10 protein-coding genes are annotated in these 11,796 nt (G+C 59.7%); 8 read left to right on the top strand and 2 right to left on the bottom strand.

What is annotated here, in order from left to right:
- Nucleotides 1–137 precede the first annotated feature (137 nt).
- Genes BLW70_RS18395 through fabI form a run of 6 tightly spaced genes read left to right on the top strand, consistent with a single transcriptional unit; the run spans nucleotide 138 to nucleotide 8,335 of the window.
- Nucleotides 138–1,970, top strand: a complete 1,833-nt coding sequence (locus BLW70_RS18395) for an extracellular solute-binding protein (protein WP_074876287.1) — start codon at nucleotides 138–140, stop codon at nucleotides 1,968–1,970.
- Nucleotides 1,967–3,808, top strand: a complete 1,842-nt coding sequence (locus BLW70_RS18390) for an extracellular solute-binding protein (RefSeq protein WP_074876285.1) — start codon at nucleotides 1,967–1,969, stop codon at nucleotides 3,806–3,808. Before BLW70_RS18395 ends, BLW70_RS18390 begins: the two co-directional genes overlap by 4 nt.
- A gap of 4 nt (nucleotides 3,809–3,812) precedes the next feature.
- Nucleotides 3,813–4,886, top strand: coding sequence for a microcin C ABC transporter permease YejB (locus tag BLW70_RS18385; protein WP_074876283.1), 1,074 nt, complete (start codon nucleotides 3,813–3,815; stop codon nucleotides 4,884–4,886).
- Between the two features lies 1 nt (nucleotide 4,887).
- Nucleotides 4,888–5,907, top strand: a complete 1,020-nt coding sequence (locus BLW70_RS18380) for an ABC transporter permease (RefSeq protein ID WP_074876282.1) — start codon at nucleotides 4,888–4,890, stop codon at nucleotides 5,905–5,907.
- A gap of 1 nt (nucleotide 5,908) precedes the next feature.
- Complete coding sequence (locus tag BLW70_RS18375; RefSeq protein ID WP_074876280.1) at nucleotides 5,909–7,519, top strand: ABC transporter ATP-binding protein; 1,611 nt, start codon at nucleotides 5,909–5,911, stop codon at nucleotides 7,517–7,519.
- A gap of 21 nt (nucleotides 7,520–7,540) precedes the next feature.
- Entirely contained in the window at nucleotides 7,541–8,335 is a 795-nt protein-coding gene (gene fabI / locus BLW70_RS18370; protein ID WP_008152082.1) for an enoyl-ACP reductase FabI, read from the top strand.
- A gap of 183 nt (nucleotides 8,336–8,518) precedes the next feature.
- On the opposite strand, the gene BLW70_RS18365 is transcribed toward fabI, so the two are convergent.
- Entirely contained in the window at nucleotides 8,519–9,385 is an 867-nt protein-coding gene (locus tag BLW70_RS18365; RefSeq protein ID WP_074876278.1) for a LysR family transcriptional regulator, read from the bottom strand.
- 112 nt (nucleotides 9,386–9,497) lie between these two features.
- Between BLW70_RS18365 and BLW70_RS18360 the strand changes: the two genes are divergently transcribed.
- Both BLW70_RS18360 and BLW70_RS18355 read left to right on the top strand, forming a co-directional pair.
- On the top strand, nucleotides 9,498–9,923 hold the full coding sequence (locus tag BLW70_RS18360) for a VOC family protein (protein ID WP_074876276.1): 426 nt from the start codon (nucleotides 9,498–9,500) through the stop codon (nucleotides 9,921–9,923).
- Nucleotides 9,920–11,197 (top strand): amidase, encoded by a 1,278-nt coding sequence (locus BLW70_RS18355; protein WP_074876274.1) that lies wholly within the window; start codon nucleotides 9,920–9,922, stop codon nucleotides 11,195–11,197. Before BLW70_RS18360 ends, BLW70_RS18355 begins: the two co-directional genes overlap by 4 nt.
- On the opposite strand, the gene BLW70_RS18350 is transcribed toward BLW70_RS18355, so the two are convergent.
- The gene (locus BLW70_RS18350; RefSeq protein WP_074876272.1) at nucleotides 11,138–11,743 is read right to left on the bottom strand and encodes a GGDEF domain-containing protein; all 606 of its coding nucleotides are present in this window, start codon (nucleotides 11,741–11,743) and stop codon (nucleotides 11,138–11,140) included. The two genes, BLW70_RS18355 and BLW70_RS18350, sit on opposite strands and share 60 nt — an antisense overlap.
- Between the last annotated feature and the right edge of the window lie 53 nt (nucleotides 11,744–11,796).

Here is an 11,796-nt window from a genome sequence, read left to right as displayed (position 1 = left end):
CCTTCCCACAGGTTTTGCGCTTGCAGGCCAATCTCCCCGACAATTAACCACGCATTAACCCCCCGTCTTTTTCCTGTCGATACAAGCTGTTACTGTACGGCCCACAAAGCCCAAGCCGCCTGGATCGGATCCCTGACTTGAAGCATGCCCTCCTCCTGCTCCTGATCTGCCTGGCCTTGAGCTCCCCCGCAAGCGCGACGATCAGCGAAAGCCATGGTTATGCGCAGTTCGGCACGCTCAAGTACCCGGCCAGATTTACCCACTTCGACTGGGTCAACCCGAAAGCGCCCAAGGGCGGTACGTTGCGGGTGATGGCGTTTGGCACCTTCGATACGCTCAACCCCTACACATTCAAAGGCTCGAGTCCGGTTTCCACCGCCAACTTCCTGCAATACGGCATCAACGAACTCAATGAACCGTTGATGGTCGGCACCGGCCAGTACGCGCCGTCCGGCGATGAACCAACCTCAAGCTATGGCCTGATCGCCCAATCGGTGGAATACAGCGAAGACCGCAGCTGGGTGGTGTTCAATCTGCGCCCCGAAGCGCGTTTCCACGATGGCACACCGATTACCGCCTATGACGTGGCGTTCTCCTACCGTTTGTTGCTCAAGGAAGGCCATCCGCAATACCGCACCAACCTTCAGGAAGTGTCGCGGGTCGACATCCTCAATCCGCAACGTATTCGTTTCGTCTTCAAGCGCGCCGGCAACCCGTTGCTGATCCTGCGCCTGGGCGAGTTGCCGGTACTGCCCCAGCATTACTGGAAAGGTCGGGACTTCAAGGCCACCACCTTCGAACCGCCACTGGGCAGCGGACCGTATCGCATCACCTCGGTAGAACCTGGACGACGGATCATTTTCGAACGGGTCAAGGATTACTGGGGCAAGGACTTGCCGGTCAATCGTGGCAAATACAACGTCAATCGTATGGAAGTCGAGTTCTACCGTGACAGCGACGTGGCTTTCGAAGCGTTCAAGGCCGGCGAATTCGACATCTATATCGAACACCAGGCAAAAAACTGGGCCAATGGCTATAACTTCCCGGCCGTGCGCCGTGGCGATGTGATCAAGGCGCAAATCGCGCACCGGATCCCGACCCAGAGCCAGGGCCTGTTCATGAACAGTCGGCGGCCAACTTTCGCCGAGGCCAAGGTCCGTGAAGCGCTGGGCCTGATGTTCGACTTCGAGTGGACCAACCGCACGCTGTTCAGCGGCGCCTACAAGCGCGCCATGAGTTATTACCCCAACAGCGAATTCTCCGCCACCGGCCTACCGGTCGGTCATGAGTGGCTGCTGCTCAAGCCCTATCGCGATCAGTTGCCCGCCAAGCTGCTCACCGAACCGTTCAGCCTGCCGCAGACCGAAGGCCGCGGCATTCCGCGGGAAACCATGCGCAAGGCCCTGTCGCTGCTCGCCGAGGCCGGCTGGAAGCTCAACGGTCAGCGACTGCAAAACTCCATCGGCCAACCGTTGCGTTTCGAGATCCTGCTGGTCAACCCGAACCTGGAACGTATCCTCCAGCCTTACGTCGAGAACCTCGCCAGCATCGGCATCGACGCCCGGTTGCGCACCGTCGATCGCGCCCAGTACAAACAACGCCTCGATCAGTTCGACTTCGACATGATCCTGATGACCCTCAACCAGACCCTCAGCCCGGGCCTGGAACAGTGGCAGTATTTCCATTCCAGCCAGGTCGGGGTCAAGGGCAGCAAAAACTACGCCGGGATTGCCAATCCGGTGGTCGACCATTTACTCGAACAATTGCTCGCCGCCCAGACCCGCGATGAACAGGTCGCCGCCGGCAAGGCGCTCGACCGGGTGTTGCTGTGGCAGCACTACATCATTCCCAACTGGTACCTCAATTATCACCGCCTGGCCTACCGCAACCGGTTCGCCTTCGTCACCACGCCGCCCTACACGTTGGGCCTGAGCGCCTGGTGGCTGAAATCTTCGGAGAAAGATCGATGAAACCCTTACGCACCCTGCTCTTGCAGGCCAGCGGTCTGTTGTTTGCCGGGCTGGCCTGTGCCGCCCCGCAACATGCCCTGACCCTGTACAACGAGCCGCCGAAATATCCGGCCGATTTCAAACATTTCGACTACGTGAACCCCGACGCGCCCAAGGGCGGGATCTTCCGCCAGGCCGGTTTCGGCGGCTTCGACAGCCTCAACCCTTTCATCAACAAGGGTGTCGCGGCCGACGACATCAGCATGATCTACGACACCCTGGCCAAACAGGGCCTGGATGAGCCGTTCACCGAGTACGGCCTGGTTGCCGGCAAGATCGAAAAAGCCCCGGACAACAGCTGGGTGCGTTTCTACCTGCGCCCCGAGGCACGCTTCCACGACGGGCATCCGCTGCGCGCCGAGGATGTGGTGTTCAGCTTCCAGACCCTGATCAAGGACGGCGCTCCGCTGTTCCGCGGTTACTACAGCGATGTCGAGGAAGTGGTCGCTGAAGATCCGCTGACGGTGCTGTTCAAGTTCAAGCACACCAACAACCGCGAGCTGCCGCTGATCCTCGGCCAATTGCCGGTGCTACCCAAGCATTGGTGGGCGACGCGCGATTTCACCAAGGGCAACCTGGAAATGCCATTGGGCAGCGGCCCCTACAAGGTCAGCGAAGTGAAGGCTGGACGTTCGGTGCGCTATGAGCGGGTCAAGGATTACTGGGCCAAGGACCTGCCGGCCAACCGTGGGTTCTACAACTTCGACGTGATGACCACCGACTACTACCGCGACAACACCGTCGCACTGGAAGCGCTCAAGGCCGGCCAGTTCGACTACTGGCTGGAATCGGCCGCGAAAAACTGGGCCAAGGCCTACAACATTCCGGCGGTGGCCGAAGGTCGGCTGATCAAGGAAGAGATCCCCAACGGCAACCCCACCGGCATGCAAGGCTTCGTGTTCAACCTGCGCCGCCCGGTGTTTCAGGATGTGCGCGTGCGTCAGGCCCTGACGCTGTTGCTGGACTTCGAATGGACAAACAAGCAACTGTTCAACGGCGCCTACGCGCGCACCCGCAGCTACTTCGAGAATTCGGAAATGGCGGCCAGTGGCCTGCCGGACGCCGATCAACTCGCGATCCTCGACCCGTTCCGCGGCAAGATTCCCGAGCAGGTGTTCAGCGAGGCGTTCCAGAACCCGGTGACCGACGCCAGCGGGATGATCCGCACCCAGCAGCGCAAAGCCTATCAATTGCTGCAAGAGGCGGGCTGGCGGATTGTCGATGACAAGATGGTCGACGCCAATGGCAAACCGGTGACCATCGAGTTCCTGTTGGCCCAGACCGAATTCGAACGTGTGTTGCTGCCGTTCAAGCGCAACCTCAGCGACCTGGGCATCGAACTGGTGATCCGTCGGGTCGACGTCTCGCAGTACATCAACCGCGTGCGTTCGCGGGACTTCGACATGATCGTCGGCAGCTTCCCGCAGTCCAATTCGCCGGGTAACGAGCAACGCGAATTCTGGATGTCCGACGCCGCCGACAAACCCGGCAGCCGCAATTCCATGGGCCTCAAAGACCCGGTGGTGGACCAGTTGGTCGAGCAACTGATCAACGCCGATTCGCGCAAAAGTCTGGTGGCCCACGCCCGCGCACTGGACCGCGTGCTCCAATGGGGCTATTACGTGATCCCCAACTGGCACATCAAGACCTGGCGCGTGGCGTACTGGAACCACATCGGCCACCCGAAAATCTCCCCCAAGTACGACATCGGCATTAATACCTGGTGGGTCAAGCCTGACGCGACATTGCCGATAGAAGTCGAAACCAAACTGCAAGCCGACCCTGCGGGCACGGAGTAATCAGATGCTGGCGTATATTTTTCGGCGACTGCTGCTGATCATCCCGACCTTGCTCGGCATTTTGCTGATCAACTTCGTGATCATCCAGGCCGCCCCCGGCGGGCCAGTGGAGCAGATGATCGCCAAGCTCGAAGGCTTCGAAGGCGCCACCAGCCGCATCGCTGGCGGCGGTGCCGAAGTCTCGGTGGCCGGCTCGGCCTATCGTGGGGCGCAAGGCCTGGACCCGGCGCTGGTCAAGGAAATCGAGCACATGTACGGCTTCGACAAATCGGCGCCGGAACGCTTGTGGATCATGATCAAGAACTACGCCACCCTGGATTTCGGCGACAGCTTCTTCCGCGACGCCAAGGTTATTGACCTGATCAAGGAAAAGTTGCCGGTGTCGATCTCCCTCGGGTTGTGGAGCACGCTGATCATGTACCTGGTGTCGATCCCGCTGGGGATCGCCAAGGCGACGCGGCACGGCAGCCATTTCGACGTCTGGACCAGTTCGGCGATCATCGTCGGTTACGCGATACCGGCGTTCCTGTTCGCCATCCTGCTGATCGTTGTCTTTGCCGGCGGCAGCTATTTCGACTGGTTCCCGCTCAGAGGGCTGACCTCCAACAACTTCGATGAATTGAGCATGGGCGGCAAGGTCCTCGATTACTTCTGGCACCTGGCATTGCCAGTGACGGCGCTGGTGATCGGCAACTTCGCGACCATGACCCTGCTGACCAAAAACAGCTTCCTCGACGAGATCAACAAGCAGTACGTGGTCACCGCCAAGGCCAAGGGCCTGACCAATCACCGCGTGCTCTACGGCCACGTGTTCCGCAACGCCATGCTGTTGGTCATCGCCGGGTTCCCGTCGGCGTTTATCGGGATTTTCTTCACCGGTTCGTTGCTGGTGGAAGTGATCTTCTCCCTCGACGGCCTCGGGCTGATGAGTTTCGAGGCGGCGATCAACCGCGATTACCCGGTGGTCTTTGGCACGCTGTTCATCTTCACCCTGTTGGGATTGGTGGTGAAACTCATCGGTGACCTCACCTACACCTTTGTCGATCCGCGCATCGACTTCGAAAGCCGGGAGCATTGAGATGAACCTGTCCCCTCTCAATCGCCGACGTTTCGAACTTTTCAAGGCCAACAAGCGTGGCTGGTGGTCGTTGTGGCTGTTCCTGCTGCTGTTCGGGCTGAGCCTCGGCGCCGAGTTGATCGCCAACGACAAACCCTTGGTGGTGCACTACGACAATGGCTGGTATTTCCCGGCGCTCAAGCGTTACCCGGAAACCACCTTCGGCGGCGAATTCCCGCTGGAAGCCAACTACAAGAGCCCGTACATCCGCGAATTGCTCAAGGCCAAGGACGCCTGGGTGCTGTGGGCGCCGATTCCCTACAGCTATCAAAGCATCAACTACGACTTGAAAGTCCCGGCCCCGGCGCCGCCTTCCGCCGACAACCTGCTGGGCACCGACGATCAGGGGCGCGATGTGCTGGCCCGGGTGATTTACGGCTTCCGGATTTCGGTGCTGTTCGCCCTGACACTGACCATTCTCAGCTCGATCATCGGCGTGATCGCCGGGGCCTTGCAGGGCTTTTACGGCGGCTGGGTGGATTTGGCCGGGCAGCGTTTTCTGGAGATCTGGTCTGGGCTGCCGGTGTTGTATCTACTGATCATTCTTGCCAGCTTCGTCCAGCCGAACTTCTGGTGGCTGCTGGGGATCATGCTGCTGTTCTCGTGGATGAGTCTGGTGGACGTGGTCCGCGCCGAATTCCTGCGAGGACGTAATCTGGAATACGTGCGCGCCGCGCGGGCGTTGGGCATGCAGAATGGTGCGATCATGTTCCGCCACATTTTGCCCAACGCCATGGTCTCGACCATGACCTTTATGCCGTTCATCCTGACCGGCGCCATCGGCACCCTGACCGCTCTGGACTTTCTGGGCTTCGGTCTGCCGCCTGGCGCGCCGTCCCTCGGTGAGCTGGTGGCCCAGGGCAAATCGAACCTGCAAGCGCCGTGGCTTGGCATGAGTGCGTTTGCCGTGTTGGCGTTGATGTTGAGTTTGCTGGTGTTCATCGGCGAGTCTGCTCGCGATGCCTTCGACCCGAGGAAGTGAAATGAATCAGGACAATCTGATCGAAGTGCGCGACCTGGCCGTCGAATTCGTCGTTGGCGAGCGCGTTCAACGGGTGGTCGAAGGCGTCAGCTTCGATATCAAGCGCGGCGAAACCCTGGCGCTGGTGGGCGAAAGTGGCTCCGGCAAATCGGTGACCGCCCATTCCATCCTGCGGCTGCTGCCCTACCCGCTGGCCCGGCATCCGTCCGGGACCATCACCTACGCCGACCAGAACCTGCTGGACCTGAAAGAGAAAACCATCCGCCACATCCGCGGCAACCGGATTGCGATGATCTTCCAGGAGCCGATGACTTCGCTCAATCCGCTGCACTCGATCGAGAAGCAGATCAACGAAGTGTTGGGCATCCACAAAGGCCTGGTCGGCAAAGTCGCGACCAAGCGCACGCTGGAGCTGCTGGAAATGGTCGGCATCCCGGAGCCCGAGAAGCGTCTCAAGGCCCTGCCCCACGAACTGTCCGGTGGCCAGCGTCAGCGGGTGATGATTGCCATGGCCCTGGCCAACGAGCCGGAACTGCTGATCGCCGACGAGCCGACCACCGCGCTGGACGTCACCGTCCAGCTGAAAATCCTTGAATTGCTCAAGGAACTACAGGCCCGGTTGGGCATGGCGCTGCTACTGATCAGTCACGATTTGAACCTTGTACGAAGAATTGCGCATCGCGTATGTGTCATGCAGCGCGGTTGCATCGTCGAACAGGCATCGTGCGAAGAGTTGTTCCGCGCACCACAGCATCCGTACACTCGGGAACTGCTGGCAGCGGAGCCCAGCGGCAAGCCGGCAACCAATGTGGTTGGCCCGCCGTTGCTGCAGGTCGAGGACCTGAAAGTCTGGTTCCCGATCAAGAAAGGCTTTCTGAAAAAGACCGTCGACCACATCAAAGCGGTGGACGGCATCAATTTCAGCCTGCCTCAGGGCCAGACCCTGGGGATTGTGGGAGAAAGCGGCTCGGGCAAGTCGACACTGGGTTTGGCGATTTTGCGGCTGATCGGCAGCCAAGGCGCGATCCGTTTTGAAGGCAAGCAGCTAGACTGCCTGACGCAGCAACAGGTTCGACCGCTGCGTCGACAGATGCAGGTGGTGTTTCAGGACCCGTTCGGCAGCCTGAGCCCACGGATGTGCGTGAGCCAGATCGTTGGCGAAGGCCTGCGGATCCACAAGATGGGCACCGAGGCGGAACAGGAACTGGCGATTATTGCGGCACTCAAGGAGGTAGGCCTGGATCCGGAAACCCGGCACCGCTACCCCCACGAATTTTCCGGCGGGCAACGGCAGAGAATCGCCATTGCCCGGGCATTAGTGCTAAAACCGGCGTTGATTCTGCTGGACGAGCCGACATCGGCCCTCGACCGGACAGTGCAACGCCAAGTGGTGGAGCTTTTGCGTTCACTGCAAACCAAGTACAACCTGACGTATCTGTTTATCAGCCATGACCTGGCTGTCGTCAAAGCGCTGAGCCACCAGCTGATGGTGGTCAAGCAAGGCCAAGTGGTCGAACAGGGAGACGCGCAAAGTATTTTTGCGTCCCCCAAACATCCGTATACACAGCAGTTGCTGGAAGCCGCTTTCCTGGCCCCGGCCACTGCGCAATAACCTGAAAGAGAGGAGCAACACATGGGTTTTCTCGCCGGTAAGCGCGTACTGATCGTCGGTGTCGCCAGCAAGCTGTCCATCGCATCCGGCATCGCTGCCGCCATGCATCGCGAGGGCGCTGAGCTTGCCTTCACTTATCAGAACGACAAACTCAAGGGTCGTGTCGAAGAGTTCGCACAAAGCTGGGGCTCCAACCCTGATCTGTGCTTCCCGTGCGACGTGGCCAGCGATGAAGAAATCGCCAAGGTCTTCGTTGAGCTGGGCAAGAAGTGGGACGGCCTGGACTGCATCGTGCACTCCGTCGGCTTCGCCCCGGGCGACCAACTGGATGGCGACTTCACCGAAGCCACCACCCGTGAAGGTTTCCGCATCGCTCACGACATCAGCGCCTACAGCTTCGTGGCCCTGGCCAAAGCTGGCCGCGAAATGATGAAAGGCCGCAATGGCAGCCTGTTGACCCTGTCGTACCTGGGCGCCGAGCGCACCATGCCGAACTACAACGTGATGGGCATGGCCAAGGCTTCCCTGGAAGCTGGCGTTCGTTACCTGGCTGGCTCCCTGGGCCCGGACGGCACTCGCGTCAACTGCGTCTCGGCTGGCCCGATCCGCACCCTCGCTGCTTCCGGCATCAAGAACTTCCGTAAGATGCTGGCCGCCAACGAAGCGCAAACTCCGCTGCGTCGTAACGTCACCATCGACGAAGTCGGCAATGCCGGCGCCTTCCTGTGCTCGGACCTGGCGTCCGGCATCAGCGGCGAAATCATGTACGTGGACGGTGGTTTCAACACCACGGCCATGGGTAGCCTCGAAGAATAATCTTCGGTCAGCCCCTTAAAAAACCCGCCTCTTCAGGCGGGTTTTTTTATACCTGCGATTTGCGGCCTGATGCAGAACCCCTGTGGGAGTGAGCCTGCTCGCGATAGCGGAGTGTCAGTCGACATCAATTTTGAATGTCAGTCCGCTATCGCGAGCAGGCTCACTCCCACAGGGGATTTGTGTTTAACCATCACTCGGTGTCAGGCAACTGGCAAATAGCTGCTGGATCGGCTGTGTGCGCTGGCTATAGCGCTGCAACAGGACCATTTCCCGGTAGAACGTCAACGCGCCCAACGGGATGATCCGCACCTTCGCCCCATGCTCAAGCCAGAGCCCGGCCTCGGGTAGCAGCGACACCCCTAATCCACATTCAACCATCTTCACGATGGCTTCCAGCTCATCCAATTCCAAAGCCACTTGCACATCAATCTGCTGCTCGCGCAAAAACCGGGTTACCAGTCTTCCACCGAACGAATTGCGGTCGTAACGCACATGCGGATGGCTCGCGAGGATCTGCAACGGCTCATCGCCTTCAAGGTCCGCCGGCACGATCAATACAAACGGTTCCTTGCGGATGATCTGCGCTGACAGCTCCTTGGGCAACTCGAACGGCGGCTTGATCAGGATCGCCAGATCCACCTCACCGGTGTCCACCTGGCTCAGCAGGTTCAGCGACACGCCGGGCACCAGTTTCGGCTCCAGCAACGGCGCCTGCTGCCTCAGTCGCAGCAACGCCTGGGGCAGCAGTCCGGTCTGGGCCGTGGCTACCGCACCGATTTTCAGTTCGCCACGATACTCGCTGACATCATCGCTGACCGCCATGCGGCTGAAGGTCTCAAGGATCTCTCGCGCCATCGGCAACGCGCGTTGCCCCGCTGCATTGAGCAGCGCCTGACGCCCGGTGCGATCGAACAAGCGAATGCCCAACGCCTGCTCCAGATTGCGCATCTGCGCGCTGACCGCCGACTGCGTCAGGCCGATGTGCATTCCGGCCGCCGCGAACGTGCCATAGCGTGTGACGGCAATGAAAGTTTTCAGTTCGCGCAGCATGATTGCTCCCGATTGATCGAAATAATTTGAGCTCGCGGCAAAAATTATCGTCTTTTAATCAAAAAGCACAGGACTAAAATCAGTTCGAATCCAGACAGTCGAGGCACATCCGATGCAACTTTCCCCTTTTCACTTGGCCATCCCGGTCCATGACCTGACTGCCGCACGTAATTTCTACGGCAACGTGTTTGGCCTGGAAGAAGGTCGATCAAGCGATCATTGGGTCGATTTCAATTTTTTCGGCCATCAACTGGTGATTCACCTGGCGCCGAAAAATGCCTCGCAAGAAGCCGCGCACACCAATGCTGTCGATGGTCATGACGTACCGGTGCCGCATTTCGGCGTGGTGTTGGGGATGAACGAATGGGAGGCGTTGGCCGAGCGATTGAAAGCCCTCGACACCCGGTTCGTCATCGAACCGGGCATTCGCTTCCAGGGATTGGTGGGTGAGCAAGCGACGATGTTTCTCTTCGATCCTTGCGGCAATGCGCTGGAGTTCAAGGCGTTCAAGGACATCACTCAGTTGTTCGCCAAATGATCCGCCCCGTCCCGGATGCCACGACCCTCAGTCAGTCCGTGATCAAGGGTGAGACCACCGCCGCCGCCGTCGCCGAAACGGTCCTGGAGCGCATTCAGGCACTGGAGCCGGAGATTCAGGCCTTCGTCTCGTTCGATGCCCGAAAAGTACGCACCGATGCTGCGTCGCACACCAATCGTGGCTTGCTGGCCGGCGTTCCGGTGGGGGTGAAGGATGTCTTCGACAGTGCCGATCATCCGACGCAATTCAACTCACCCATCTATGCCGGTCATCAACCTGCCCGGGATGCCCATGTGGTGACCCTGCTCCGCCAGGCCGGCGCGCTGATCATGGGCAAGACCCACACCACTGAATTTGCGTACATGCACACCGGCCCGACCCGCAACCCCCATGACCCGGACCGCACGCCGGGCAGCTCCAGCGCCGGTTCGGCGGCCGGGATGGCAGCGGATTTCTTTGCGGTGGCGCTGGGTACCCAGACGGCCGGCTCACTGCTGAAACCGGCGTCCTATTGCGGTCTGTTCGCGTTCAAACCGTCGTTTGGACTGGTATCGCTGGAAGGTGTAAAACCGCTGGCACCGAGCTTCGACACCGTAGGCTGGTACGGTCGCTCGGTGCGGGATCTGCACTTGGTGGCGCGGGTATTGATTCCAGGTTTTACAATGCCGGAGGTTGAACCACGCCCTCTGCAATTGGGCTTCTATCGCACAGCGCGCTGGGATCAGGTCGACCCCGAGGTGGCCAACGCCCTGGAACAGGCGGTGGACCACTTGCGCAGTGCCGGCCATCAGGTCGACTACGTGCAACTACCGGATGAGTTTGCCGGGGTATTCGACGATCACCTGTTGATCAACGACTGCGAAGGCGCCCGTTCTCTGGCGAAGGAGTTTCAGGAACACCGCGCACTGCTAAGCCCTTCGATCTTGGCAATGTTCGACCGAGCGGCGGCGACCACCTGGGAACAGGAGTCCGCTGCCAAGGCCCGATTGGCGGCGCTTGCACCGCGCCTGAATGAACGCTGCCAGCCCTACGACGCGATGCTCGGCCCTTGCTGCGGGATGGTTGCGCCCCTGGGTCTGGAAAGCACCGGCCCATCGGATTTCATCAAGTTCTGGGGGGCGTTCGGCTGGCCGCAGGTGAATATCCCGCTGGTTCGCGCAGAAGGATCGATGCCCATCGGTTTACAGATGATCGGCCGGTTCAGAAATGACGGTTCACTGCTCCGGGTGGCCGAACGGGTCGCTGTCGATTTGCTCGTTGATCGCAGCCAATAAGCCTTCGGCTGTCTCGTGGAGCGCAGGATGAAACTCGATCTGATCGACACTGAAGTGGATGTCGCAACCGCGATGCTCTGTGGCATTACGCTCTTCGAGTATTTCTTCGAGTCGTGCCCTGATCGCGGGAATCTCCACAACGCTTGATCCGGTCAGTAACGCGACGAATTTGTCGCTGCCCAGCCGGCCGATTACATCGCTCTCGCGAAAGGCAATGCGCAGCACATCAGCGAAGGTTTTCAGGGCTTTGTCGCCCTCGGCACGACCATAGAGATAATTGATGTGCTTGAAGTCATCGATATTGAAAAGCAGCAGCGTTGCCGGCTTTTTCAGCTGGTGACAGACATCCAGCCCTTGTTGGGCCAGCGCTGTAAAACCGTGTCGGTTGGAGAGCAGCGTCAACTCGTCCATGCTCGCCATCTGCACGCCCATCAACTCCTCCTCGGCCTTGCGGGCCAAGTCACGCAGCAGCTCGCGCTCCTGCAATGGCGTGCGCAACGGGTCGGCGCACGCGCCTGGTTTTACCGGTTTGCCTGGGATCAGCATTACTCACTCCATTGGCGGGTATATTTCTTAGAGTCGTCCATACCCGCTTTGAC

The sequence above is a fragment of the Pseudomonas frederiksbergensis genome, assembly GCF_900105495.1.
Taxonomy (GTDB): Bacteria; Pseudomonadota; Gammaproteobacteria; order Pseudomonadales; family Pseudomonadaceae; genus Aquipseudomonas; species Aquipseudomonas frederiksbergensis.
This window is presented reverse-complemented; position numbering and strand designations above follow the sequence as displayed.

Bases quoted from the DNA above. Each gene is read 5' to 3' on its own strand.
- BLW70_RS18365 (WP_074876278.1), bottom strand. From the start codon at position 9,385: ATGCTGCGCGAACTGAAAACTTTCATTGCCGTCACACGCTATGGCACG.
- BLW70_RS18375 (WP_074876280.1), top strand. From the start codon at position 5,909: ATGAATCAGGACAATCTGATCGAAGTGCGCGACCTGGCCGTCGAATTC.
- BLW70_RS18380 (WP_074876282.1), top strand. From the start codon at position 4,888: ATGAACCTGTCCCCTCTCAATCGCCGACGTTTCGAACTTTTCAAGGCC.
- BLW70_RS18350 (WP_074876272.1), bottom strand. From the start codon at position 11,743: ATGCTGATCCCAGGCAAACCGGTAAAACCAGGCGCGTGCGCCGACCCG.
- BLW70_RS18360 (WP_074876276.1), top strand. From the start codon at position 9,498: ATGCAACTTTCCCCTTTTCACTTGGCCATCCCGGTCCATGACCTGACT.
- BLW70_RS18355 (WP_074876274.1), top strand. From the start codon at position 9,920: ATGATCCGCCCCGTCCCGGATGCCACGACCCTCAGTCAGTCCGTGATC.
- BLW70_RS18390 (WP_074876285.1), top strand. From the start codon at position 1,967: ATGAAACCCTTACGCACCCTGCTCTTGCAGGCCAGCGGTCTGTTGTTT.
- BLW70_RS18385 (WP_074876283.1), top strand. From the start codon at position 3,813: ATGCTGGCGTATATTTTTCGGCGACTGCTGCTGATCATCCCGACCTTG.
- fabI (WP_008152082.1), top strand. From the start codon at position 7,541: ATGGGTTTTCTCGCCGGTAAGCGCGTACTGATCGTCGGTGTCGCCAGC.